The sequence below is a fragment of the Enterobacter cloacae complex sp. 677-3DZ2D5B genome, assembly GCF_004136695.1.
GTDB lineage: Bacteria > Pseudomonadota > Gammaproteobacteria > Enterobacterales > Enterobacteriaceae > Enterobacter > Enterobacter hormaechei_C.
Genome location: NZ_QFLS01000002.1, coordinates 82,527 through 105,404 on the forward strand (window position 1 = coordinate 82,527; position 22,878 = coordinate 105,404).

27 protein-coding genes are annotated in these 22,878 nt (G+C 54.3%); 16 read left to right on the forward strand and 11 right to left on the reverse strand.

Features of this window, described 5'->3' with window-relative positions:
• Genes lptA through DD597_RS04825 form a run of 5 tightly spaced genes read right to left on the reverse strand, consistent with a single transcriptional unit; the run spans position 1 to position 3,654 of the window.
• A complete protein-coding gene (lptA, locus tag DD597_RS04805) occupies positions 1–555 on the reverse strand; it encodes a lipopolysaccharide ABC transporter substrate-binding protein LptA (protein ID WP_003861860.1) in 555 nt (184 codons plus the stop codon).
• A complete protein-coding gene (gene lptC / locus DD597_RS04810) occupies positions 524–1,099 on the reverse strand; it encodes an LPS export ABC transporter periplasmic protein LptC (protein ID WP_003861858.1) in 576 nt (191 codons plus the stop codon). Before lptC ends, lptA begins: the two co-directional genes overlap by 32 nt.
• Positions 1,096–1,662 (reverse strand): 3-deoxy-manno-octulosonate-8-phosphatase KdsC, encoded by a 567-nt coding sequence (gene kdsC / locus DD597_RS04815; protein WP_003861856.1) that lies wholly within the window; start codon positions 1,660–1,662, stop codon positions 1,096–1,098. The genes lptC and kdsC overlap by 4 nt, the downstream gene beginning before the upstream one ends.
• A 14-nt stretch (positions 1,663–1,676) precedes the next feature.
• Positions 1,677–2,663, reverse strand: coding sequence for an arabinose-5-phosphate isomerase KdsD (gene kdsD / locus DD597_RS04820; RefSeq protein WP_003861853.1), 987 nt, complete (start codon positions 2,661–2,663; stop codon positions 1,677–1,679).
• A gap of 13 nt (positions 2,664–2,676) precedes the next feature.
• Entirely contained in the window at positions 2,677–3,654 is a 978-nt protein-coding gene (locus tag DD597_RS04825) for a calcium/sodium antiporter (protein WP_003861852.1), read from the reverse strand.
• A gap of 227 nt (positions 3,655–3,881) precedes the next feature.
• Between DD597_RS04825 and mlaF the strand changes: the two genes are divergently transcribed.
• The 7 genes from mlaF (at position 3,882) to murA (ending at position 8,675) form a co-directional block, all read left to right on the forward strand.
• Positions 3,882–4,694 (forward strand): phospholipid ABC transporter ATP-binding protein MlaF, encoded by an 813-nt coding sequence (mlaF, locus tag DD597_RS04830; RefSeq protein ID WP_003861850.1) that lies wholly within the window; start codon positions 3,882–3,884, stop codon positions 4,692–4,694.
• 7 nt (positions 4,695–4,701) lie between these two features.
• Positions 4,702–5,484 (forward strand): lipid asymmetry maintenance ABC transporter permease subunit MlaE, encoded by a 783-nt coding sequence (gene mlaE, locus DD597_RS04835; protein WP_003861848.1) that lies wholly within the window; start codon positions 4,702–4,704, stop codon positions 5,482–5,484.
• 4 nt (positions 5,485–5,488) lie between these two features.
• Entirely contained in the window at positions 5,489–6,037 is a 549-nt protein-coding gene (gene mlaD / locus DD597_RS04840) for an outer membrane lipid asymmetry maintenance protein MlaD (protein WP_003861847.1), read from the forward strand.
• 18 nt (positions 6,038–6,055) lie between these two features.
• A complete protein-coding gene (mlaC, locus tag DD597_RS04845; RefSeq protein WP_003861845.1) occupies positions 6,056–6,691 on the forward strand; it encodes a phospholipid-binding protein MlaC in 636 nt (211 codons plus the stop codon).
• Complete coding sequence (gene mlaB / locus DD597_RS04850) at positions 6,691–6,984, forward strand: lipid asymmetry maintenance protein MlaB (protein WP_003861843.1); 294 nt, start codon at positions 6,691–6,693, stop codon at positions 6,982–6,984. The genes mlaC and mlaB overlap by 1 nt, the downstream gene beginning before the upstream one ends.
• A 126-nt stretch (positions 6,985–7,110) precedes the next feature.
• Positions 7,111–7,365, forward strand: coding sequence for a BolA family iron metabolism protein IbaG (ibaG, locus tag DD597_RS04855; RefSeq protein WP_003861840.1), 255 nt, complete (start codon positions 7,111–7,113; stop codon positions 7,363–7,365).
• A 50-nt stretch (positions 7,366–7,415) separates the two neighbouring features.
• Positions 7,416–8,675 carry a UDP-N-acetylglucosamine 1-carboxyvinyltransferase gene (gene murA / locus DD597_RS04860; RefSeq protein WP_006812128.1) on the forward strand — a complete coding sequence of 420 codons (1,260 nt, stop codon included), beginning with the start codon at positions 7,416–7,418 and terminating at the stop codon, positions 8,673–8,675.
• Positions 8,676–8,738: 63 nt separating this feature from the next.
• Here murA and sfsB read toward each other — a convergent pair whose 3' ends face one another.
• On the reverse strand, positions 8,739–9,026 hold the full coding sequence (sfsB, locus tag DD597_RS04865; RefSeq protein ID WP_017382732.1) for a DNA-binding transcriptional regulator SfsB: 288 nt from the start codon (positions 9,024–9,026) through the stop codon (positions 8,739–8,741).
• A gap of 228 nt (positions 9,027–9,254) precedes the next feature.
• A complete protein-coding gene (ispB, locus tag DD597_RS04870; RefSeq protein ID WP_003861833.1) occupies positions 9,255–10,226 on the reverse strand; it encodes an octaprenyl diphosphate synthase in 972 nt (323 codons plus the stop codon).
• Positions 10,227–10,483: 257 nt separating this feature from the next.
• Between ispB and rplU the strand changes: the two genes are divergently transcribed.
• The 4 genes from rplU to cgtA all read left to right on the forward strand — a co-directional run bounded on the left by rplU (position 10,484) and on the right by cgtA (position 13,324).
• The gene (rplU, locus tag DD597_RS04875) at positions 10,484–10,795 is read left to right on the forward strand and encodes a 50S ribosomal protein L21 (RefSeq protein WP_003025032.1); all 312 of its coding nucleotides are present in this window, start codon (positions 10,484–10,486) and stop codon (positions 10,793–10,795) included.
• Positions 10,796–10,814: 19 nt separating this feature from the next.
• Positions 10,815–11,072, forward strand: coding sequence for a 50S ribosomal protein L27 (gene rpmA / locus DD597_RS04880; RefSeq protein ID WP_003861831.1), 258 nt, complete (start codon positions 10,815–10,817; stop codon positions 11,070–11,072).
• A gap of 95 nt (positions 11,073–11,167) precedes the next feature.
• The gene (locus tag DD597_RS04885) at positions 11,168–12,133 is read left to right on the forward strand and encodes a DMT family transporter (protein WP_003861826.1); all 966 of its coding nucleotides are present in this window, start codon (positions 11,168–11,170) and stop codon (positions 12,131–12,133) included.
• Positions 12,134–12,148: 15 nt separating this feature from the next.
• On the forward strand, positions 12,149–13,324 hold the full coding sequence (cgtA, locus tag DD597_RS04890) for an Obg family GTPase CgtA (protein WP_003861823.1): 1,176 nt from the start codon (positions 12,149–12,151) through the stop codon (positions 13,322–13,324).
• A gap of 33 nt (positions 13,325–13,357) precedes the next feature.
• Here the strand turns inward: cgtA and pmrB are convergent, their stop codons facing one another.
• The 3 genes from pmrB to dacB are packed head-to-tail and all read right to left on the reverse strand — an operon-like array spanning position 13,358 to position 16,496.
• Positions 13,358–14,401, reverse strand: a complete 1,044-nt coding sequence (gene pmrB, locus DD597_RS04895; protein ID WP_003861821.1) for a two-component system sensor histidine kinase PmrB — start codon at positions 14,399–14,401, stop codon at positions 13,358–13,360.
• The gene (gene pmrA, locus DD597_RS04900) at positions 14,398–15,060 is read right to left on the reverse strand and encodes a two-component system response regulator PmrA (RefSeq protein WP_129255984.1); all 663 of its coding nucleotides are present in this window, start codon (positions 15,058–15,060) and stop codon (positions 14,398–14,400) included. The genes pmrB and pmrA overlap by 4 nt, the downstream gene beginning before the upstream one ends.
• 2 nt (positions 15,061–15,062) lie before the next feature.
• Complete coding sequence (gene dacB, locus DD597_RS04905) at positions 15,063–16,496, reverse strand: serine-type D-Ala-D-Ala carboxypeptidase (RefSeq protein WP_129255985.1); 1,434 nt, start codon at positions 16,494–16,496, stop codon at positions 15,063–15,065.
• Between the two features lie 228 nt (positions 16,497–16,724).
• Between dacB and greA the strand changes: the two genes are divergently transcribed.
• Entirely contained in the window at positions 16,725–17,201 is a 477-nt protein-coding gene (gene greA, locus DD597_RS04910; protein ID WP_003861815.1) for a transcription elongation factor GreA, read from the forward strand.
• 151 nt (positions 17,202–17,352) lie between these two features.
• Here the strand turns inward: greA and yhbY are convergent, their stop codons facing one another.
• Positions 17,353–17,646: a ribosome assembly RNA-binding protein YhbY gene (gene yhbY / locus DD597_RS04915; RefSeq protein ID WP_003861814.1), complete on the reverse strand. Its 294-nt coding sequence runs from the start codon at positions 17,644–17,646 to the stop codon at positions 17,353–17,355.
• Positions 17,647–17,773: 127 nt separating this feature from the next.
• On the opposite strand from yhbY, the gene rlmE reads away from it, so the two are divergent.
• The 4 genes from rlmE (at position 17,774) to glmM (ending at position 22,714) form a co-directional block, all read left to right on the forward strand.
• Positions 17,774–18,400, forward strand: coding sequence for a 23S rRNA (uridine(2552)-2'-O)-methyltransferase RlmE (rlmE, locus tag DD597_RS04920; protein ID WP_003861812.1), 627 nt, complete (start codon positions 17,774–17,776; stop codon positions 18,398–18,400).
• Between the two features lie 102 nt (positions 18,401–18,502).
• Positions 18,503–20,437, forward strand: a complete 1,935-nt coding sequence (gene ftsH, locus DD597_RS04925; protein WP_003861810.1) for an ATP-dependent zinc metalloprotease FtsH — start codon at positions 18,503–18,505, stop codon at positions 20,435–20,437.
• A 98-nt stretch (positions 20,438–20,535) separates the two neighbouring features.
• Complete coding sequence (gene folP / locus DD597_RS04930; protein ID WP_003861807.1) at positions 20,536–21,384, forward strand: dihydropteroate synthase; 849 nt, start codon at positions 20,536–20,538, stop codon at positions 21,382–21,384.
• Positions 21,377–22,714: a phosphoglucosamine mutase gene (gene glmM, locus DD597_RS04935; RefSeq protein WP_003861804.1), complete on the forward strand. Its 1,338-nt coding sequence runs from the start codon at positions 21,377–21,379 to the stop codon at positions 22,712–22,714. Before folP ends, glmM begins: the two co-directional genes overlap by 8 nt.
• Positions 22,715–22,878 lie beyond the last annotated feature (164 nt).

Consider the following 22,878-nt stretch of genomic DNA (forward strand, 5'->3'; position numbering starts at 1 on the left):
TTAGTTACTCTTTTTCTTTGCCGGAGCCTGACCGTTGTTCTTGTCCTGCAACTGCGAAGGCACAAGCACGGTCGTGACGCGTTTGCCTTTTTCGCTGGAGGCCTGCATTTTCTGCTCTTTCACCAGATAAGTGATCTTGTCGCCTTTGATATTGCTGTCCAGCTGTTCCAGGTAAGCATTACCGGTCAGGATGACCAGATCCTTCGCCAGTTCATAGTGCATATGCGAGGCATGGCCTTTCACCGGCTTGCCGTTGTCCTGCATCTGGTAGAAGGTGGCCGGGTTGCCATAACCATCGATAATCTCTTTCCCCTGCTCGCCGCCCGGACGGGTAACGACCACTTTGTCGGCGTTGATTTTGATAGTGCCCTGGGTCACAACGACGTTGCCGGTAAAGGTGACGACGTTACCCTGCATATCCAGAGACTGGGTATCGGATTCAATATGAATCGGCTGTTCGGTGTCGCCAGTCACAGCAAGCGCGGGAAGACTGGCCGCCAGCAGCGCGCTGGCGATAACAACTTTAAGGCTGAGTTTGTTTGTTTTGAATTTCATAGGAGGTTCTAACCTTTTCAATCAGCTCGGCGTTTTTGCTGCGTAAGTTCCCGCGCATTCTTAAACCGCTGGAATTAAATGTTGTGCCATACAGGGTGACTAAATCCTGCGACGTGACATCCTGGGTGACCAGGTTGATCTGGGCGTTATCCGTCGTAATTTTTCGCAGTTGCGCGTCAGCGGTCAGGGCGTTGACTTCAACGTGACCATACAGGTAAAGCATACGGTCATTTGTCAGTTTTGCCCGGTCAGACTTGATTGACCACGTCGGCACTTTGTCCGTATCAAAGGTGGTCAGGACCGGCTGGGTAAACCACGAGGTGCCGTCATCTGAAAAATATTCTACATGCTGAGCAACGAGGCGATAGTTCAGCGCACCTTCCGGGCTATAGACCACGGTGTCGCTGTGATCGCTTTTATAGGTCGGGTCGCTCGTGTTAACCACTTCCGCTTGCGTATCATCGCGGTCAGCGAGATTTACGCCAATCAGTATCAGGGCGACAAGCGCAAGCAGAATGATAACCCAACGTCTGGTTTTACTCATATCGATTGCCCTTTCGCCTCATCAAGCTTGCCCTGCGCCAGCAGAAGCAGATCGCAGACTTCACGGACGGCGCCACGGCCACCGTGAATATGGGTAACGTAATCAGCACGCGGGATCAGCAGCGGGTGCGCGTCAGCCACGGCGATGCTCAGACCCACCTCCGCCATGACTGGCCAGTCGATCAAATCATCCCCGACGTATGCCACATTCTCTGGCGCAATGGCCAGTTTTCCCAGCAAATCCCGGAAGGCTACCATCTTATCAGACTGTCCCTGATAGAGATGCGTAATGCCCAGCGTTTCACACCGATCTTCTACCAGTTTAGCTTTCCGCCCGGTGATGATTGCAACTTCAATACCGGACGTGAGCGCACAGCGGATACCGTAACCGTCGCGAACGTTAAAGGCTTTCAGCTCTTCGCCGTTATTGCCCATATAAATCAGACCGTCGGAGAGCACACCATCCACATCGAGGATCAGCAGGCGGATATTTTCCGCCTTTGACATCATGTGGGCGCTCACCGGGCCATAACAGGTTGCAAGGGATGCACCCGCATTACTCATTGTCTTATCCTTCATTACACTACGCCAGCGCGCAGCAGATCATGCATATGTACCACACCCAGCAGTTGGTCGCCATCGGCAACCATCACTGAGGTAATATGACGGGACTGCATCAGGTTCAGTACATCTACCGCCAGCGTACCCGGACGGACGCGGATCCCTCCTGGTGTCATTACATCAGCGATGCCCAGCGTTCGGACATCCACACCCATATCGAATACCCGGCGCAGGTCGCCGTCGGTGAAAATGCCCTGAATCTTCATCAGATCGTCGCAGATAACCGTCATGCCCAGGTTTTTACGGGTGATCTCCAGTAAGGCGTCGCGCAAAGAGGCCTCTTTGCTGACGTGCGGGATCTCATCCCCGGTGTGCATAATATCGTTAACCCGCAGCAGCAGTTTGCGCCCGAGCGCGCCGCCGGGGTGAGACAGGGCGAAATCTTCTGGCGTAAAACCGCGGGCTTCCAGCAGCGCAACGGCAAGGGCATCGCCCATCACCAGCGCGGCGGTTGTGCTGGAGGTCGGCGCCAGCCCCAGCGGGCAGGCTTCTTTAGGCACCTTCACGCACAGGTGAATATCCGCCGCGCGCGCCATGCTGCTTTCCGGGCGGCTGGTCATGCAAATCAGCGGTACGTGCAGACGCTTCAGCACCGGGATCAACGCCAGGATTTCATTCGATTCCCCGGAGTTGGACAGCGCAATAACCACGTCCTGCGGCGTAACCATGCCGAGGTCACCGTGCGCGGCTTCACCGGGATGAACGAAGAATGACGACGTGCCGGTACTGGCAAAGGTCGCCGCCATTTTGCGCCCGATATGGCCGGATTTGCCCATCCCCATCACCACGACTTTACCGGCGCAGTAGAACATCTTCTCACAGGCCAGACTAAAATCCTGATTAATGTACTGATCTAACTGCGCCAGACCTTCACGTTCAATCTCCAGAACGTCTTTGCCTGCTTTCTGAAAGTCAAAACCCGGCTGCAATTCTATTTGCGACATAATGCGTTTCCGTTTACCCAGAGAGAAGTGGCGAAAGCCAGTACAGCATCGCCAGCCATACGATAAATCCACCCGTCAGCAGCGCGCCCGCGCCTTTGCCGATCTGCTCTTTTCGCCGCCAGCAGAGCAGGGCGAAAATCACGCTGACCAGCAGCATCACACCGTAATCGCGCGTGAAAACCATAGGGTTAAACGGCCCCGGTGAGATTAATGCCGGCAGCCCCGTCACGATCGCGATATTGAAAATATTCGAGCCAATGATATTGCCGATGGCGATATCATCTTCCCCTTTACGCGCCCCGGCGATGGCGGTAGCCAGCTCTGGCAGGCTGGTGCCGATAGCGATGACCGTCAGACCGATTGTCAGTTCGCTCATCGCAAACGCGTTCGCCAGCACCGTCGCGTTATCGACCACCATCCGCGTGGCCATTGGCATGATAATCAGCGCGACGCCCAGCCACAGCAGGGCGACGGGTAAGGTCCCTTCCCGGGGCAGCTCGGCGAGGTGCTCACGCGTGAGGCTATCGTTACCCTGTTTTTCCGCCAGACGTGCGATCTTCACGCTGTAAAGCAACCAGATCACGGCCAGGGCGAGCAGGAATATACCGTCACCGACGCTCAGCACCCCGTCATAAAGCACATAGCCCGCCAGCAGACTGACGACTAACATTAGCGGCAATTCACGACGCAAAACATCGGAATGTACGCGAAATGGATGCAGTAATGCGGCTAAGCCTAAAATCAGCAAGATATTGACGATGTTAGAGCCAATCGCGGTGCCGATAGCGAGGTCAACCTGGCCATGCAACGAGGCTGAAACAGAAACGATGATTTCAGGAAGCGATGTGCCTACACTGACCACCGTCATGCCGATAATGATGGGCGGCATGCCAATGAGTCGACAGAGAATGGATGCGGCAAAGACCAAACGGTCAGCACTGTAGACCACCAACAGTAAACCAATTATTAACAGTGCTGTTGCTAAAAGCATCAAAAGTCCTTTCTTCAGGTATACTCGCTGGTCCACTGCGCACGAATTTTAGCGCCAGATGAAGTCTGAGACGTGACGAATTCCTAATTTTGACTTTATGCGCCGGAAAAGTAAAACAAATGCCAGCTTTCGCTAACCCCAATAGTGAATATTCTGTAAAAATGCGGGGTTTAGGGCTGATTTACGCTTCATGCCAGCCGTGAAGCAAGGTAAGTAAGGAACCATAAATGAGCCAAACGATGGCGAATATAGTCGATGTCCGGGGCGTCAGTTTTTCTCGCGGCAACCGGTTAATATTTGATGATATTTCGCTGACCGTGCCGCGCGGTAAAATCACCGCCATCATGGGGCCGTCAGGGATCGGTAAAACCACGTTGCTGCGTCTTATCGGCGGGCAAATCCCCCCTGACAGCGGCGAAATTCTCTTCGACGGCGAAAACGTCCCGGCGATGTCTCGCTCGCGCCTCTACACGGTTCGCAAACGGATGAGCATGCTCTTTCAGTCGGGTGCGCTGTTCACCGATATGAACGTTTTTGACAACGTGGCCTATCCGCTGCGTGAGCACACCCATCTTCCTCCTGCGCTGTTGCACAGCACGGTGATGATGAAGCTTGAAGCCGTGGGGCTGCGGGGGGCTGCGAAACTCATGCCGTCCGAACTCTCGGGTGGGATGGCGCGCCGCGCCGCGCTGGCGCGTGCTATTGCCCTGGAACCCGATTTAATCATGTTCGATGAACCGTTCGTCGGGCAGGACCCCATCACCATGGGCGTGCTGGTGAAGTTAATTTCGGAGCTGAACAGCGCCCTTGGCGTCACCTGCGTGGTGGTTTCCCACGACGTGCCGGAAGTGCTGAGTATCGCTGATTACGCCTATATTGTGGCTGACAAAAAGATCGTCGCCCACGGCAGCGCGCAGGCGTTGCAGGAGAATGGCGATCCGCGCGTGCGGCAGTTCCTGGACGGTATCGCAGATGGGCCGGTGCCTTTCCGCTATCCGGCGGGCGACTATCATGACGATTTACTGGGAATAGGGAGTTAAGCCACTCATGCTGTTAAATGCGTTGGCGGGTCTTGGACACCGTGGCCTAAAAACCATCAGTACGTTCGGGCGTGCCGGATTAATGTTGTTCAACGCGCTGGTCGGCAAACCGGAGTTCCGCAAGCATGCGCCGTTACTGGTGCGGCAGCTCTATAACGTCGGCGTGCTGTCGATGCTTATCATCATCGTGTCGGGTCTGTTTATTGGCATGGTGCTGGGGTTGCAGGGGTATCTGGTACTGACAACCTACAGCGCGGAAACCAGCCTTGGCATGCTGGTGGCGCTCTCGCTGCTGCGTGAACTCGGGCCGGTGGTTGCCGCGCTGCTGTTCGCCGGGCGTGCCGGGTCAGCGTTGACGGCGGAAATTGGCCTGATGCGCGCCACCGAGCAGCTCTCCAGTATGGAGATGATGGCAGTCGATCCGCTGCGCCGGGTGATCTCGCCGCGCTTCTGGGCCGGGGTTATCTCCTTGCCGTTACTGACTATCCTCTTTGTGGCGGTAGGTATCTGGGGAGGCGCGCTGGTTGGCGTTAACTGGAAAGGCATTGATGCCGGATTCTTCTGGTCTGCCATGCAGGACGCCATCGATCTGCGGATGGATCTGGTGAACTGTCTGATCAAGAGCGTGGTTTTCGCTGTGACGGTTACCTGGATTGCGTTGTTTAATGGTTACGATGCCATTCCGACGTCGGCGGGCATTAGCCGTGCAACGACGCGTACTGTCGTACATTCGTCGCTGGCCGTTTTAGGTCTGGATTTTGTGCTCACCGCACTGATGTTTGGGAATTGAGTTCATGCAAACGAGAAAAAATGAAATTTGGGTTGGCGTGTTTCTGCTTCTGGCGCTACTGGCCGCGCTGTTCATCTGCCTGCGAGCGGCGGACATCACCTCTGTTCGCGCCGAGCCGACGTACCGTATCTACGCGACTTTCGATAACATCGGCGGCCTGAAAGCGCGCTCACCGGTGCGTATTGGTGGCGTCGTTATCGGACGTGTCGCCGACATTACGCTTGATGAGAAAACCTATCTGCCGCGCGTCGCGATGGATATCGAAGAGCGCTATAACCACATTCCGGACACCAGCTCGCTTTCTATCCGCACCTCTGGCCTGCTGGGGGAGCAATATCTGGCACTTAACGTTGGTTTTGAAGATCCTGAGTTGGGAACGACTATCCTTAAAGACGGTAGCGTAATCCAGGATACCAAGTCAGCGATGGTGCTGGAAGATATGATTGGTCAGTTCCTTTACAACAGTAAAGGGGATGATAAAAAGTCTGACGATGCCCCTGCGCAGAGTGAAGACCACACCAACGTCGAACCGACGCCAGGCGCGACGAATTAATTTCAGGAGAAGTTATTCATGTTTAAACGACTGTTAATGGTTGCCATGCTGGTCATTGCCCCTCTTACCGCGGCGCACGCTGCGGATCAGAGTAACCCGTACAAACTGATGAATGAGGCCGCGAAGAAAACCTTCGACCGTCTTAAAAACGAACAGCCAAAAATCCGTTCTAACCCTGATTATCTGCGTGATGTGGTGGATCAGGAGCTGCTGCCGTATGTGCAGATCAAGTACGCGGGCGCACTGGTGCTGGGCCGTTACTACAAAGACGCGACCCCGGCGCAGCGCGAGGCTTACTTTGCGGCGTTCCGTGAATACCTGAAACAGGCTTACGGCCAGGCGCTGGCGATGTATCACGGGCAGACCTATCAGATTGCCCCTGAACAACCGCTGGGCGATGCCACTATCATTCCTATTCGCGTGACGATTATCGATCCAAACGGTCGTCCACCGGTTCGTCTGGACTTCCAGTGGCGTAAAAACAGTCAGACCGGAAACTGGCAGGCGTACGACATGATCGCTGAAGGCGTCAGCATGATCACCACTAAACAGAACGAGTGGAGCGATCTGCTGCGCACTAAAGGCATTGATGGCCTGACGGCTCAGCTTCAGTCCATCTCTCGTCAGAAAATTACCCTGGACGAGAAGAAGTAATGTCACAGCAGCTTAGCTGGGCGCGTGACGGCGAGACGTTGACGCTGACGGGAGAGCTGGATCAGGATCTGCTTAACCCGCTGTGGGACGCTCGCCATAACGCGATGCAGGGCGTGACGCTGATTGATCTCCATGGCGTCACGCGGGTAGATACCGCCGGTATCGCCCTGCTGGCGCACCTGGTGGCCACGGGCAAAAAGCAGGGGAGTAGCGTCACCCTGACGGGGGTAAGCGATAACGTGATTACCCTTGCACAGCTTTACAATTTGCCCGAAGACGTATTACCTCGCTAATTTTTTCAGTACGTTACTTCTGAAAGCCCCGACAGTTTACGCGTCGGGGCTTTTTGCTTGTTTAAGACCGCGCCACTTTGCTCTAAGATGTTGAGCTTGTTTTCACTATCAGATGATGTAGACCCCATGGAAAATAATGAAATCCAGACTGTGCTGATGAATGCACTCTCCCTTCAGGAAGCCCACGTCTCTGGCGATGGCAGTCACTTCCAGGTTATTGCTGTGGGTGAGATGTTCGACGGAATGAGTCGCGTGAAGAAACAGCAGGCTGTGTACGCGCCGCTGATGGAATACATTGCGGATAACCGCATCCACGCCCTGTCGATTAAAGCGTTCACCCCACAGGAGTGGGCACGCGATCGCAAACTAAACGGTTTTTGAGCTGAGGGCGAAACGCCCGCAGCACGGTTGAATTTATAAGAGAGCAAACGATGGATAAATTTCGTGTACAGGGACCTACGCGTCTCCAGGGCGAAGTCACAATTTCTGGCGCAAAAAACGCCGCACTGCCCATTCTTTTCGCTGCGCTGCTCGCAGAAGAGCCGGTAGAGATCCAGAACGTACCGAAGCTGAAAGATATCGACACGACCATGAAGTTGCTCGGCCAGTTGGGCACCAAAGTGGAGCGTAACGGTTCCGTCTGGATCGATGCCAGCAACGTGAACAACTTCTCAGCGCCGTATGAGCTGGTGAAAACCATGCGTGCGTCCATCTGGGCGCTTGGTCCGCTGGTGGCGCGCTTCGGTCAGGGACAGGTTTCACTGCCGGGCGGATGCGCTATCGGCGCGCGTCCCGTTGACCTGCATATCTTCGGGCTGGAAAAACTCGGCGCGGAGATCAAGCTGGAAGAGGGTTACGTTAAAGCATCCGTCAATGGTCGTCTGAAAGGCGCGCACATTGTCATGGACAAAGTGAGCGTGGGCGCAACGGTCACCATCATGTCGGCTGCTACGCTGGCAGAAGGCACTACCATCATCGAAAACGCCGCCCGTGAGCCGGAGATCGTGGATACCGCGAACTTCCTGGTCGCGCTGGGAGCGAAGATCAGCGGGCAGGGCACAGACCGTATCACCATCGAAGGCGTTGAACGTCTGGGTGGCGGTGTGTATCGCGTACTGCCAGACCGTATCGAAACCGGCACTTTCCTGGTGGCCGCGGCCATTTCTGGCGGTAAGATTGTCTGCCGTAACGCCCAGCCGGATACCCTGGATGCGGTGCTGGCGAAGCTGCGCGATGCGGGTGCGGACATTGAAATCGGTGAAGACTGGATCAGCCTGGATATGCACGGGCAGCGTCCTAAAGCCGTTAACGTGCGTACTGCGCCACATCCGGCATTCCCGACGGATATGCAGGCACAGTTCACGCTGTTGAACCTGGTGGCCGAAGGCACGGGCTTCATCACGGAAACCATCTTCGAAAACCGTTTCATGCACGTACCGGAACTGATCCGTATGGGTGCGCATGCTGAGATTGAAAGCAACACGGTAATTTGCCACGGCGTTGAAAAACTGTCCGGTGCGCAGGTGATGGCGACCGATCTGCGCGCATCTGCGAGCCTCGTACTGGCAGGTTGTATTGCGGAAGGGACTACCGTTGTCGATCGTATCTACCACATCGATCGTGGTTACGAGCGTATTGAGGATAAACTGCGCGCGCTGGGTGCAAATATCGAGCGTGTGAAGGGCGAGTAATCATTCCGGCACCCCCCTGCCAGAACAGGCCGGGGGATTGCTGTTCTTGTCAATTCTGGTGCATCAGTCCTGATGCGCTTTCTTCGTTTTGCTCTGGCGCATCATGCGCGTTCTGTCGATAAATTCATGGGTGATGGGATCGTGGTAGCGTGACGGCCATATCACCCACGGATGCGTATCCAGCGCCGTCGCGATAATCAGTTCCCCCTTCGGCCATGGGCGGGTCAGGGCGTTTGCCAGCGTCGACGAGCTCAGCCCATGACGACGTGATTCGGCAGCCAGCGAAGTTCCTTTTTTACGCAGTGCCGCAATAATGTCAGCAGAATGCCAGTCGATGAATTTTGTATCCATAATGCTGTCCTTGTGTTCGTTATCGTCCACGTCGTTTCGTGTGAAAAGACAGCATTACTATACTCACTTCGAACATCTGTTCTAAAAAGTTCATGTTACGAGAAGCAATATTCAGAATAAGGCACGGCTTTATACATACGGCCTGTAACCCGATGGGCTTACGCGTAAATGTAATTTACTGGAGCGTACTGGAGTCTCCCTGCGTAGGGGCAGGGAGATGATGAGGGATTAACGGTCGCGCTGGACGGCGATGTGCGCGAGGCCGATTAGCGCATCACGCCATGGGCTGTCGGGAATGACCTGAATAGCGGCGATGGCTTTGTCCGCTTCTTCTTCAGCGCGCTGACGCGTCCATTCCAGGGAGCCGCAGATTGCCATTGTTTCCAGTACCGGTTCCAGAAGATGGCGTCCATTTCCCTGCTCGATAGCCTCCCGGATCATTTTCGCCTGCTCTGGTGTACCATTGCGCATCGCGTGGAGCAGCGGCAGCGTTGGCTTGCCTTCGTTCAGGTCATCGCCGACGTTTTTACCGAGCGTTTCGCCATCCGCGCTGTAGTCCAGCAAATCATCAATCAACTGGAACGCGGTGCCGAGGTAACGGCCATAGTCCTGAAGGCCTTTTTCCTCCGCTTCGCTACAGCCAGCCAGAATGCCAGAGCACTGCGCGGCGGCTTCGAACAGACGTGCGGTCTTGCTGTAAATCACCCGCATATAGTTTTCTTCGGTGATGTCCGGGTCGTTGACGTTCATCAGCTGTAGGACTTCACCTTCAGCGATAACGTTCACGGCTTCTGACATCACTTCCAGCACCTTCAGCGAGCCAAGGCTTGTCATCATCTGGAAGGCTCGGGTATAGATAAAATCGCCTACCAGAACGCTTGCCGCATTACCAAACGCGGCGTTGGCGGTGGCTTTGCCACGACGCATGTCTGATTCATCCACAACATCGTCGTGAAGAAGGGTGGCGGTGTGGATAAATTCGATCAGCGCCGCGATCGTGACATGGGCATTTCCCTGATAGCCAACCGCGCGTGCGGCCAGAATGGCAATCATCGGACGAATACGTTTACCGCCGCCGCTGACGATGTAATAGCCCAACTGATTGATCAGCTGAACGTCAGAGTTGAGTTGCTCCAGGATTGCTGCATTCACACCCGCCATATCTTGCGCGGTTAACTCATTGATTTTTTCTAAATTCATCGCAAAAGCCGGGCTTTTTATCCTGTTTATCCCACACGAGATGGGTACACAAAGGGTTTCGGTTTATAAATAGTATTGCTGATTGTACTGAAAAAACGGCTCAGATAAACGTTACCGTACGTGTTGTGTTTTTTTTCTTCATGTATTGATGGTAGCACTTGTCAAAGGCTCGCATTTTGCGTAATATTCGCGCCCTATTGTGAATATTTATAGCGCACTCTGAATCATACGAGGATGTGCGCGGAAGCGGAGTTTATATGTACGCGGTTTTCCAAAGTGGTGGTAAACAACACCGAGTAAGCGAAGGTCAGACCGTTCGCCTGGAAAAGCTGGACATCGCAACTGGCGAATCTGTTGAGTTCGCTGAAGTTCTGATGATCGCAAACGGTGAAGAAGTCAAAATCGGCGTTCCTTTCGTTGATGGCGGCGTTATCAAAGCTGAAGTTGTTGCTCACGGTCGTGGCGAGAAAGTTAAAATCGTTAAGTTTCGTCGTCGTAAACACTATCGTAAGCAGCAGGGCCACCGTCAGTGGTTCACTGATGTGAAAATTACTGGCATCAGCGCCTAAGACCTGAGGAGAGATTTAAATGGCACATAAAAAGGCTGGCGGCTCCACACGTAACGGTCGCGATTCAGAAGCTAAACGCCTGGGCGTTAAGCGTTTCGGTGGCGAATCCGTTCTGGCGGGTAGCATCATCGTTCGTCAGCGTGGCACCAAGTTCCACGCGGGTACCAACGTAGGTTGCGGTCGTGACCACACTCTGTTTGCTAAAGCAGACGGTAAAGTGAAATTTGAAGTTAAAGGCCCGAACAACCGTAAATACATCAGCATCGTTGCTGAGTAAGGTTTTCTCGGTCCGGTAACGGATTAAAGCCCCGCAACGTGTTGCGGGGCTTTTTACATTGGAAACCCGGAAAATTTTCTGTAGGGAAAACGGGCATGAAGCAGCAGGCCGGCATTGGTATTCTTTTGGCGCTCACTACCGCAATGTGCTGGGGTGCGCTGCCAATTGCAATGAAGCAGGTACTGGAAGTCATGGAGCCACCGACGGTGGTGTTTTATCGCTTCCTGATGGCAAGCATAGGCCTGGGTGCCATTCTGGCCGTCAAAGGTAAGCTGCCACCGCTGCGCATCTTTCGAAAACCGCGTTGGCTGGTGTTACTGGCTATCGCGACGGGCGGTCTGTTCGGTAACTTCATTCTGTTCAGCTCTTCCCTGCAATATCTTAGCCCTACAGCGTCGCAGGTGATTGGTCAGCTTTCACCGGTCGGCATGATGGTCGCCAGCGTATTCATCCTCAAGGAGAAGATGCGCGGCACGCAGATCATTGGGGCAAGTATGCTGCTTTGCGGGCTGGTGATGTTCTTTAACACCAGCCTGATTGAGATTTTTACCCGCCTGACGGATTACACCTGGGGTGTCATTTTTGGGGTGGGCGCAGCAACGGTCTGGGTGAGTTATGGCGTCGCGCAAAAGGTGTTATTGCGCCGTCTTGCCTCACAGCAGATCCTCTTTTTGCTGTACACTTTGTGTACACTGGCATTATTGCCTTTAGCGAAGCCGGGTGTAATTACCCAGCTCAGCGACTGGCAACTGGCGTGCCTCATTTTTTGTGGGCTGAATACGCTGGTCGGTTATGGCGCGCTGGCTGAAGCCATGGCGCGCTGGCAGGCAGCACAGGTGAGCGCCTTAATCACGCTTACCCCGCTGTTTACGCTGTTATTTTCAGATTTATTATCAATGGCCTGGCCCGATGTCTTCGTCAAGCCGATGCTCAACCTGTTGGGTTATCTCGGTGCGTTTGTCGTGGTTGCGGGCGCGATGTATTCCGCCATTGGTCATCGTCTCTGGGGGCGTTGGCGCAAAAATGAAGCGGTTGTAATAGTCCCCCGCTCAGGCGAATGAGTTACGGAGAGTAAAATGAAGTTTGTTGATGAAGCGACGATTCTGGTCGTGGCAGGTGATGGCGGTAACGGTTGTGTAAGCTTCCGCCGTGAAAAATATATTCCTCGTGGCGGTCCTGATGGCGGTGACGGTGGGGACGGTGGCGACGTGTGGCTGGAGGCGGATGAAAACCTCAACACGCTGATCGACTACCGTTTCGAAAAATCTTTCCGCGCCGAGCGTGGCCAGAACGGCCAGAGCCGCGACTGTACCGGTAAACGCGGTAAAGACGTGACGATCAAAGTGCCGGTGGGTACGCGTGTCATCGATCAGGGTACGGGCGAAACCATGGGTGATATGACCAAACACGGTCAGCGCCTGATGGTGGCCAAAGGCGGCTGGCACGGTCTGGGTAACAGCCGTTTCAAATCTTCCGTTAACCGTACCCCGCGTCAGAAAACCATGGGTACCCCGGGTGATAAGCGCGACCTGCAACTGGAACTGATGCTGCTGGCGGATGTGGGGATGCTGGGCATGCCAAACGCCGGTAAATCGACGTTTATCCGTGCGGTCTCTGCGGCGAAACCAAAAGTGGCAGATTATCCGTTTACGACGCTGGTACCGAGCCTGGGCGTTGTCCGTATGGATAACGAGAAGAGCTTCGTGGTCGCTGACATCCCGGGTCTGATTGAAGGGGCAGCAGAAGGCGCCGGTCTGGGTATTCGCTTCCTGAAGCACCTTGAGCGTTGCCGCGTACTGTTGCACCTCATCGACATCGATCCAATCGACGGTTCCGATCCGGTTGAAAACGCTCGTATCATTATCGGCGAGCTGGAGAAATACAGTGAAAAACTGGCGCAAAAACCGCGCTGGCTGGTATTCAACAAGATCGACCTGATGGACAAAGCGGAAGCTGAAGCGAAAGCTAAAGCGATTGCCGAAGCGATGGGTTGGGAAGATAAGTACTATCTGATCTCTGCCGCCAGCCAGGTTGGCGTGAAAGATCTCTGCTGGGATGTGATGACCTTTATCATCGAGAATCCGGTTGTTCAGGCAGAAGAGGCGAAACAGCCTGAAAAAGTCGAATTCATGTGGGATGACTACCACCGCCAGCAGCTCGAAGAGCTGGAAGCGGAAGAAGATGATGAAGACTGGGACGATGACTGGGATGAAGACGACGAAGAAGGCGTCGAGTTCATCTACAAGCACTAACCCCTGTATAAAGCCCCTTAACGGGGCTTTTTTTTATCCTATTTTCGTCGGTAACCAACAGCTGGCGATGAGGCCGCCCTCAGCGCCGTTCTCCAGCGTTAAATGACCATGATGGAGCTGTACGATACGCTGTACGATGCTCAGCCCAAGGCCGCTGCCGCCGTAGCGCTGGTCGAGACGTCGGAAAGGTTCGGTGATCGACTGGCGGTGCGCCTCATCAATACCCGGCCCCTGATCGGTAACGCTCACCCGGGTACCCCCCTCCGTCGCTGTTAATGCCACTTCAATGGTTGTGCCTGCCGGGCTGTAACGGGCGGCATTCTCCAGAAGGTTCCTTAGCATCAGACGTAACAGGACGGCGTCCCCCTGTACCGTCAGCGTGCTGTGGGCCGGCCATAATACCGTATGCTCTTTGGCTTCATGCTCCAGGCTAAGCGGAGCAATGATCGACTCAGTCCAGTTCACGGTATCGTAATGGCCGCTGGCCATCGCCTGTCCGGCACGCGCCAGCATCAGCAGCTGTTCCACCGTGTGCATCAGCTGATCGATCCGGTTTATCAGTGGCGTGGCCTGCGGGGAACCGGACTGAGCCATCAGTTCCAGATGGAGCCTAATCCCCGCCAGCGGCGTACGTAACTCGTGTGCCGCATCGGCGGTAAACAGGCGTTCCTGTTGAATAGTGTGGTCCAGCCGGGCGAGGAGTTGGTTGAGGGACGTGGTTACTGCGCCTATCTCTTCCATATCAGAATACATCGGCAGGGGAGTCAGATTATCCGCCGAACGGTTCGCAAGGCTGGCGCGAAGTTTGTTGAGTGGTCGGGTGATCCATGTGACTGCCCAGAATGAGAAGAGCAGGGTAAAACCGACCATCACCAGTGAAGGGACCAGCAGGGAGGCAATGGCTTCGCGGATCTCTTTTTCGACATGGTTGTTGCGTGCTTTAGCGGACAACGTTTCATTCACCAGAAAACCGATCTGCTCGCGGCTCTCATGCCACAGCCAGACTACGCTAATGAGTTGAAAAAATAGCAGAATAACCGCCAGCAACACCATTAATCGCCGGCGCATACTGTTCATTTCTGGCTCTCCAGACGGTAACCCACGCCGCGTACGGTTTTGATCCGATCTTTACCGAGCTTGCGACGCAGATTATGAATATGAACTTCAAGCGTGTTTGATCCTGGATCGTCCTGCCAGGAGTAGATGTCCTGTTGCAGCGTTTCACGGTGCACGGTCTGCCCGCTGCGCATGATCAGGCGCGTCAGCAGAGCGAACTCTTTTGGGGTCACTTCCACAGGCTGAGACTGGCGCAGCACCTGCTGAGTTTGCAGATTGAGGGTAATATCCCCGTCCGTCAGCAGGTTGTCGCTGTGGCCCTGATAGCGGCGGATCAACGCCCGTACGCGAGCCTGTAGCTCGGCAAGGGCGAAGGGTTTTACCAGATAATCGTCAGCGCCAGAATCAAGCCCGTTAATTCTGTCTTCAATGGCATCGCGGGCGGTGAGAATCAATACGGGATTCTCCACTCCGCGACGACGCCACTGGCAGAGCAGCGTCGCGCCGTCTTTATCCGGCAGTCCCAAATCCAGGATCACCAGGCTGTATTCACCGCTCTGGATCAAGGCATCTGCTTCAGCGGCTGTGGCGGCACAATCCAGGGCGTAGCCCTCATTGGCCAGCGCCAGCGCTAACCCTTCCTGCAATAACAGATCGTCTTCAACTATCAGTAGTTTCATCGCTAGTTATTCTGGTAGATGTCCTTATAGAGCCTGCTTTCGAAACGTACCAGTGGAATACGGCGATTGCGCAGGTCAGCCGGTTCGACGGCATAGCCGGAAAGATACTGCACAAATGCCATGCGTTGTCCGCTGGCGGTCGTGATGAAACCGGCAAGGTTGTAAACGCCTTGCAGGGAACCCGTTTTGGCTGAAACTTTGCCATCCACGCCCGCAGCGTGAAGGCCCGCGCGGTACTGAAGAGAGCCGTCGTGTCCGGCAAGCGGCAGCATCGTAATAAAGTTTAGCTCAGCGTCATGCTGAGCAATGTACTGCAACACCTGCATCATGGTGGCCGGCGAGATCAGGTTATGACGCGATAAACCGGAACCATCAACGGCGATCGTATTGCCCAGATCGATACCCGCCTGCTGGCGCAGGATCTGACGTACGGCATCAGAACCGGCCCGCCAGGTGCCCGGCACACCAAAGCGCGCGTGCCCGATCATGCGGAATACCGTGTCGGCAATCATGTTATCCGACTTTTTCAGCATAATCTTAAGCAAATCATGCAGTGGCGCGGACTGTTTGCTGGCAATCACCGTGCCTGGCTCATTCACCTGCGTCTGGCGCAGCAGCGTTCCGGTGTAGGTTATGCCCGCCTGCTTCAGTTCATCTTTAAAAATGGCACCGGCATAACCTGCGCCATCCTGAATGGCAAAGGCCAGCGGGAGTGGATCGGCCCGCTGGGTCAGGCAGCCGGTGAGCGTATAGCGGTTGAGATCGCCCGGTACCACGTCCAGCTCGCAATACTGTGCCTCCGGGGAGCCTTTCGCCAGCGTCCGCACCTGGCTGAACATCGTGACCGGGTAGTAAGACGCCACGCGGATAAACGCTAAGTCATTTGGTTTTGGCGCGCTGTAAAGCGATACGGAGAAGCAGTTACGGTCAACGATGGCGGCGGCTGGCGGGGCGCTAAAACACTGCGTCATGTCGTTCCATGGCCAGCCAGGCGCTTTATCGTGGCTGGCGAAAATGGAGGTGTCGATCAGCACGTTGCCATCAATTTTTGTTACGCCGGATTTTTTCAGTACCGCCACCATGTTGCGGACATCCTGGCGCTTAAAGGTGGGATCGCCACCAAAACGGGCGATAAGATCGCCTTTCAGTTCGCCACCCTCAACGTTACCTCTGGTTTCAAGGGTGGTAGTAAAACGGAAGTCAGGCCCGAGCTGGAGCAGAGCGGCGAGGGCGGTGATCACCTTCTGGGTACTGGCAGGCAGCGCCATCTGTTGACTGTGATAGTCAATCTCGGGAGCCTGCGCGCCAACCTTCTGCACCATCAGGGCAAGGTTCGCGCCGGCGGGCAGTTGATTAATGTACTCATCAACATTCGCGGCCTGAACGGTGAACGTTATACTGGTAGTCAATCCGATGATAAAACTGGAAAATCGCATAATCTCGCGCTAACAACCCGAAAACAAACCGTCATACTACGGTGCATGGCACTGTAAAGTAAACGATGACCCATAGTGAACTTCGCGGTAAAATGCGTATCAAATTGAAAAATTGCTGCTGACCTGGGGCGTTGCTCCCGGGTCGGTTTTCTTTTTGCTTCTGGCCTGTTCAGGTGGGCTGGAGCAGGGAACACTGCTCCCAACAGGAATGTTTAAGAGGTATAACAAATGCAAGCTATTCCGATGACCTTACGTGGTGCCGAAAAACTGCGCGAAGAGCTGGATTTTCTGAAATCCGTACGTCGCCCTGAAATCATCGCCGCTATCGCGGAAGCGCGTGAGCATGGCGACCTGAAAGAGAATGCTGAATACCACGCGGCGCGTGAGCAGCAGGGTTTCTGTGAAGGGCGTATTAAAGATATCGAAGCAAAATTGTCCAATGCACAGGTTATCGATATCACCAAAATGCCGAATAATGGCCGTGTGATTTTTGGTTCAACCGTTACCGTGCTGAACCTGGACAACGACGAAGAGCAGACCTATCGCATCGTGGGTGATGATGAAGCTGACTTCAAACAGAACCTGATTTCGGTGAACTCGCCAATTGCTCGTGGCCTGATTGGCAAAGAGCAGGACGATGTGGTCACCATCCGCACCCCTGGTGGTGAAGTGGAATACGAAATTATTAAGGTTGAATATCTGTAATTCGCTTCTCTACTAAGATGTTGATACATTGTAAAGAAAAGAAAAAGGCCGCATAGCGGCCTTTTATCAACTCACGGAGCATGGCATTTTGCTCGCCTGCTGAAAGAAATCCCTCGTTTCACACAGAAAATGTGTTCGATTCAGGATATCCTTAACGTGGCAGCGAGATTTTGCGCTCTTTAGATGGGCGATAGAGCACCAGCGTTTTACCGATGACCTGTACATTACAGGCGCCGGTTTCGCGCACGATGGCTTCCACGATCAGGTTTTTTGTGTCTCTGTCTTCAGAGGCGATTTTCACCTTGATCAGCTCGTGGTGTTCCAGCGCTTGTTCAATCTCGGCAAGCACCCCTTCGGTCAAACCATTGTTGCCAAGCATCACTACAGGCTTGAGCGGATGTGCCAGACCTTTAAGGTGCTGTTTTTGTTTAGTACTCAGATTCATCGTATATTTTTGCTTACGTTGGGATTGAAAACGGTTCATTCTACCGCCATCTCCCTAATATCGCCAAATAGCTGCGTAGAAATTTACGTCACAGGCAAGCAACGATGAACCAGGACGGAAATGTTAAATGACAGGTAAAAAGCGTTCTGCCAGCTCCAGCCGCTGGCTTCAGGAACACTTTAGCGATAAATATGTTCAACAGGCGCAGAAAAAGGGGTTGCGTTCCCGCGCCTGGTTTAAACTTGATGAAATACAGCAAAGTGACAAACTTTTTAAACCGGGAATGACGGTGGTCGACCTCGGTGCGGCACCTGGCGGATGGTCCCAGTATGCGGTTACGCAGATCGGCGGAACGGGCCGAATCATCGCATGCGATCTTTTACCAATGGATCCCATCGTCGGTGTCGACTTCCTTCAGGGCGACTTTCGTGATGAATTAGTGCTGAAAGCATTACTTGATCGTGTAGGTGACAGTAAGGTCCAGGTTGTCATGTCGGATATGGCGCCAAATATGTGTGGAACACCGGCGGTGGATATCCCCCGCGCCATGTATCTGGTGGAACTAGCGTTAGAAATGTGTCGTGATGTACTAGCGCCTGGTGGTAGTTTTGTTGTGAAGGTGTTTCAGGGCGAAGGTTTCGAGGAGTATCTTAAGGAAATTCGCTCCCTGTTTGCGAAGGTCAAAGTTCGTAAGCCGGACTCTTCCCGGGCCCGTTCCCGTGAAGTGTATATTGTAGCGACCGGGCGAAAATGATAACCGGTAGATTTCAGGCGAAAGTTTGAATGAAACTGGATATAGAGTATCCTGACGCTGTTTTTAACACAGTTGTAATATGAGGTTAATCCCTTGAGTGACATGGCGAAAAACCTAATACTCTGGCTGGTCATTGCCGTTGTGCTGATGTCAGTATTCCAGAGCTTTGGGCCCAGCGAGTCGAATGGCCGCAAGGTGGATTATTCTACCTTCCTGCAAGAGGTCAATCAGGACCAGGTTCGCGAAGCGCGTATCAACGGACGTGAGATCAACGTTACCAAGAAAGATAGTAACCGTTACACGACTTACATCCCGGTGAACGATCCTAAGCTGCTTGATAACCTTCTGACCAAAAACGTCAAAGTGGTAGGCGAGCCGCCGGAAGAACCAAGCCTGCTGGCTTCTATCTTCATTTCCTGGTTCCCGATGCTGCTTCTTATCGGCGTCTGGATCTTCTTTATGCGCCAGATGCAGGGCGGTGGTGGCAAAGGTGCCATGTCGTTCGGTAAGAGCAAGGCGCGTATGCTGACGGAAGACCAGATCAAGACCACGTTTGCTGACGTAGCAGGTTGTGACGAAGCAAAAGAAGAGGTGGGTGAACTGGTTGAATACCTACGCGAGCCGAGCCGTTTCCAGAAACTGGGCGGTAAGATCCCGAAAGGCGTCCTGATGGTCGGCCCTCCGGGTACGGGTAAAACCCTGCTGGCAAAAGCCATCGCGGGTGAAGCGAAGGTGCCGTTCTTTACTATTTCAGGTTCTGACTTCGTTGAAATGTTCGTGGGTGTCGGTGCATCTCGTGTGCGTGACATGTTCGAGCAGGCTAAGAAGGCAGCACCGTGCATCATCTTCATCGATGAAATCGATGCCGTAGGCCGCCAGCGTGGCGCAGGCCTGGGTGGTGGTCACGATGAACGTGAGCAGACGCTGAACCAGATGCTGGTTGAGATGGACGGCTTCGAAGGTAACGAAGGTATCATCGTTATCGCGGCAACTAACCGTCCGGACGTACTTGACCCTGCGCTGCTGCGTCCAGGCCGTTTCGACCGCCAGGTTGTGGTCGGTCTGCCGGATGTTCGCGGTCGTGAACAGATTCTGAAAGTGCATATGCGTCGCGTACCGCTGGCGCCAGATATCGACGCGGCAATCATCGCGCGTGGTACTCCAGGCTTCTCCGGTGCGGATCTGGCTAACCTGGTCAACGAAGCAGCCCTGTTTGCCGCTCGCGGTAACAAGCGCGTGGTGTCCATGGTGGAATTTGAGAAAGCGAAAGACAAAATCATGATGGGTGCGGAACGTCGCTCCATGGTGATGACGGAAGCGCAGAAAGAGTCCACGGCATATCACGAAGCGGGCCACGCGATTATCGGTCGTCTGGTGCCGGAACACGATCCGGTACACAAGGTGACGATCATTCCACGCGGTCGTGCGCTGGGTGTGACCTTCTTCCTGCCTGAAGGCGACGCGATCAGCGCCAGCCGTCAGAAGCTGGAAAGCCAGATTTCAACCCTGTACGGCGGTCGTCTGGCTGAAGAGATTATCTACGGTGCGGAACATGTTTCCACCGGTGCGTCGAACGATATTAAAGTGGCGACAAACCTGGCGCGTAACATGGTGACTCAGTGGGGCTTCTCCGACAAACTCGGTCCGCTGCTGTATGCAGAGGAAGAGGGCGAGGTGTTCCTGGGCCGCTCCGTGGCAAAAGCGAAACATATGTCCGATGAAACGGCACGTATCATCGACCAGGAAGTGAAAGCGCTGATTGAACGTAACTACGCTCGCGCCCGTCAGATCCTGAACGACAATATGGACATCCTGCATTCGATGAAAGATGCGCTCATGAAATATGAGACCATCGATGCACCACAGATTGACGACCTGATGGCGCGCCGCGAAGTGCGTCCGCCGGCAGGCTGGGAAGACCCAGGCGCGTCTAACAATTCTGACAACAATGGCACCCCGCGTGCGCCGCGTCCGGTCGATGAACCGCGTACGCCAAACCCGGGCAACACCATGTCAGAGCAGTTAGGCGACAAGTAAGTCACTGCTGTTGAAGCGTTTGTCTGTATCTCAAACCCTGGAGCTTGCTCCGGGGTTTTTCTTATCTGTTTAACCACATTAATCCCAGGGACTTCACCATGAAACTATTCGCCCAGGACTCGCATCTCGACCTTTCACATCCCCATGTGATGGGGATCCTGAATGTCACGCCTGATTCCTTCTCTGACGGCGGCACGCATAATTCGCTTATCGACGCGGTTAAACACGCGAATTTAATGATTAACGCGGGTGCCACCATCATTGACGTTGGAGGGGAGTCAACGCGGCCTGGCGCGGCGGAGGTTTCGGTGGAAGAAGAGCTGGCGCGCGTGGTGCCGGTGGTGGAGGCTATCGCCCGGCGCTTTGAAGTGTGGATCTCTGTTGATACCTCCAAACCCGAAGTGATCCGTGAAGTGGCGAGAGTGGGCGCTCACATTATCAATGATATCCGCTCGCTGACCGAGCCGGGCGCGATTGAAGCCGCCGCAGAAACCGGGCTACCGGTGTGTCTGATGCATATGCAGGGCCAGCCTAAGACAATGCAGGAGGCGCCAAAATATGAAGACGTGTTTGCCGACGTCACCCGCTTCTTTATTGAGCATATCGAACGCTGTGAACGTGCGGGTATCGCAAAAGAGAAATTGCTGCTCGACCCGGGCTTCGGTTTCGGTAAAAATCTCTCACACAATTACGCGTTGCTTGCGCGCTTATCAGAGTTTCATCAGTTCGGCCTGCCACTGCTGGTGGGAATGTCGAGAAAATCGATGATTGGTCAGTTGTTGAATGTCGGGCCGAGCGAACGTCTGAGCGGCAGTCTGGCCTGCGCGGTGATTGCCGCGATGCAAGGTGCACACATCATTCGCGTCCATGACGTAAAAGAAACAGTAGAAGCCATGCGTGTGGTGGAAGCCACACTGGCAGCGAAGGAAAACAAACGCTATGAGTAATCGTAAATATTTTGGTACCGATGGCATCCGTGGGCGCGTAGGCGATGCGCCAATTACCCCTGACTTTGTCCTGAAGCTGGGCTGGGCAGCGGGGAAAGTGCTGGCGCGTCATGGCTCCCGTAAGATCATTATTGGGAAAGATACCCGTATTTCGGGTTATATGCTGGAATCCGCGCTGGAAGCCGGGCTGGCGGCGGCGGGGCTTTCAGCTTCCTTTACGGGGCCAATGCCGACTCCTGCTGTTGCCTATCTGACCCGCACCTTCCGTGCGGAAGCGGGCATCGTCATTTCCGCTTCCCATAACCCGTTCTATGACAACGGTATCAAATTCTTCTCCATCGACGGCACTAAACTGCCGGATGACGTGGAAGAGGCGATTGAAGCGGAAATGGAAAAAGAGATCACCTGTGTTGACTCCGCTGAGCTGGGTAAAGCCAACCGTATTGTCGATGCCGCAGGCCGCTACATTGAATTCTGCAAAGGCACTTTCCCGAATGAACTGAGCCTGGCACACCTCAAAATTGTGGTGGACTGTGCAAACGGTGCGACTTACCACATTGCGCCGAATGTGTTCCGCGAGCTGGGTGCGAAAGTGATCACTATCGGCTGCGAGCCGGACGGTCTGAACATCAACGAAGAAGTTGGCGCGACAGACGTGCGTGCCTTGCAAGCGCGTGTCCTGGCTGAAAAGGCCGATCTGGGTATTGCCCTGGATGGCGATGGTGACCGTGTGATCATGGTTGATCACGAAGGTAACAAGGTCGATGGCGATCAGATCCTCTACATCATTGCGCGTGAAGGCCTGCGTCAGGGGCAACTGCGCGGTGGCGCGGTGGGCACTTTGATGAGCAATATGGGTCTGGAGCTGGCGCTGAAACAGCTGGGCATCCCGTTTGTTCGTGCGAAAGTGGGTGACCGCTACGTGCTGGAAAAACTCCAGGAGAAAGGCTGGCGTATTGGCGCGGAAAACTCCGGCCATGTGATCCTGCTCGATAAAACCACCACCGGTGACGGCATTGTGGCGGCGCTTCAGGTTGTTGCCGCGATGGCGCGTAACCATATGAGCCTGCACGATCTGTGCAGCGGCATGAAAATGTTCCCGCAGATCCTGGTCAACGTGCGTTTCACCGCGGGTAAAGGTGACCCGCTGGAAAATGATAACGTGAAAGCGGTGATGGCAGAGGTGGAAGCGACGCTTGGCAGCCGTGGGCGCGTCCTGCTGCGTAAGTCGGGTACCGAGCCGCTGATCCGCGTGATGGTGGAAGGCGAAGACGAAGCGCAGGTGACTGAATTTGCGCACCGCATTGCGGATGCAGTCAAAGCTGCATAATCTTTCAGAATAAGTGTTTAAAAAGGCGGCGTTTGCCGCCTTTGTTTTAAACAATTAATGGCTTTTTGCTGTTTTTTTCCGCAGTTGATACAATGCCTCGAAAATGCCCTTGCGAAGGTGATTCGCTTTGGTTAGTATTCACACCCGCTTCAGTGGGAAACAAA

Coding starts and splice junctions, on each gene's coding strand:
- DD597_RS04885 (WP_003861826.1), top strand. CDS start 11,168: ATGAAGCAGCAGGCCGGCATTGGTATTCTTTTGGCGCTCACTACCGCA.
- mlaC (WP_003861845.1), top strand. CDS start 6,056: ATGTTTAAACGACTGTTAATGGTTGCCATGCTGGTCATTGCCCCTCTT.
- lptC (WP_003861858.1), bottom strand. CDS start 1,099: ATGAGTAAAACCAGACGTTGGGTTATCATTCTGCTTGCGCTTGTCGCC.
- rlmE (WP_003861812.1), top strand. CDS start 17,774: ATGACAGGTAAAAAGCGTTCTGCCAGCTCCAGCCGCTGGCTTCAGGAA.
- sfsB (WP_017382732.1), bottom strand. CDS start 9,026: ATGGATACAAAATTCATCGACTGGCATTCTGCTGACATTATTGCGGCA.
- lptA (WP_003861860.1), bottom strand. CDS start 555: ATGAAATTCAAAACAAACAAACTCAGCCTTAAAGTTGTTATCGCCAGC.
- pmrA (WP_129255984.1), bottom strand. CDS start 15,060: ATGAAACTACTGATAGTTGAAGACGATCTGTTATTGCAGGAAGGGTTA.
- rplU (WP_003025032.1), top strand. CDS start 10,484: ATGTACGCGGTTTTCCAAAGTGGTGGTAAACAACACCGAGTAAGCGAA.
- yhbY (WP_003861814.1), bottom strand. CDS start 17,646: ATGAATCTGAGTACTAAACAAAAACAGCACCTTAAAGGTCTGGCACAT.
- dacB (WP_129255985.1), bottom strand. CDS start 16,496: ATGCGATTTTCCAGTTTTATCATCGGATTGACTACCAGTATAACGTTC.
- DD597_RS04825 (WP_003861852.1), bottom strand. CDS start 3,654: ATGCTTTTAGCAACAGCACTGTTAATAATTGGTTTACTGTTGGTGGTC.
- ibaG (WP_003861840.1), top strand. CDS start 7,111: ATGGAAAATAATGAAATCCAGACTGTGCTGATGAATGCACTCTCCCTT.
- kdsD (WP_003861853.1), bottom strand. CDS start 2,663: ATGTCGCAAATAGAATTGCAGCCGGGTTTTGACTTTCAGAAAGCAGGC.
- cgtA (WP_003861823.1), top strand. CDS start 12,149: ATGAAGTTTGTTGATGAAGCGACGATTCTGGTCGTGGCAGGTGATGGC.
- mlaD (WP_003861847.1), top strand. CDS start 5,489: ATGCAAACGAGAAAAAATGAAATTTGGGTTGGCGTGTTTCTGCTTCTG.
- kdsC (WP_003861856.1), bottom strand. CDS start 1,662: ATGAGTAATGCGGGTGCATCCCTTGCAACCTGTTATGGCCCGGTGAGC.
- mlaE (WP_003861848.1), top strand. CDS start 4,702: ATGCTGTTAAATGCGTTGGCGGGTCTTGGACACCGTGGCCTAAAAACC.
- ispB (WP_003861833.1), bottom strand. CDS start 10,226: ATGAATTTAGAAAAAATCAATGAGTTAACCGCGCAAGATATGGCGGGT.
- ftsH (WP_003861810.1), top strand. CDS start 18,503: ATGGCGAAAAACCTAATACTCTGGCTGGTCATTGCCGTTGTGCTGATG.
- folP (WP_003861807.1), top strand. CDS start 20,536: ATGAAACTATTCGCCCAGGACTCGCATCTCGACCTTTCACATCCCCAT.
- rpmA (WP_003861831.1), top strand. CDS start 10,815: ATGGCACATAAAAAGGCTGGCGGCTCCACACGTAACGGTCGCGATTCA.
- mlaB (WP_003861843.1), top strand. CDS start 6,691: ATGTCACAGCAGCTTAGCTGGGCGCGTGACGGCGAGACGTTGACGCTG.
- glmM (WP_003861804.1), top strand. CDS start 21,377: ATGAGTAATCGTAAATATTTTGGTACCGATGGCATCCGTGGGCGCGTA.
- murA (WP_006812128.1), top strand. CDS start 7,416: ATGGATAAATTTCGTGTACAGGGACCTACGCGTCTCCAGGGCGAAGTC.
- greA (WP_003861815.1), top strand. CDS start 16,725: ATGCAAGCTATTCCGATGACCTTACGTGGTGCCGAAAAACTGCGCGAA.
- mlaF (WP_003861850.1), top strand. CDS start 3,882: ATGAGCCAAACGATGGCGAATATAGTCGATGTCCGGGGCGTCAGTTTT.
- pmrB (WP_003861821.1), bottom strand. CDS start 14,401: ATGAACAGTATGCGCCGGCGATTAATGGTGTTGCTGGCGGTTATTCTG.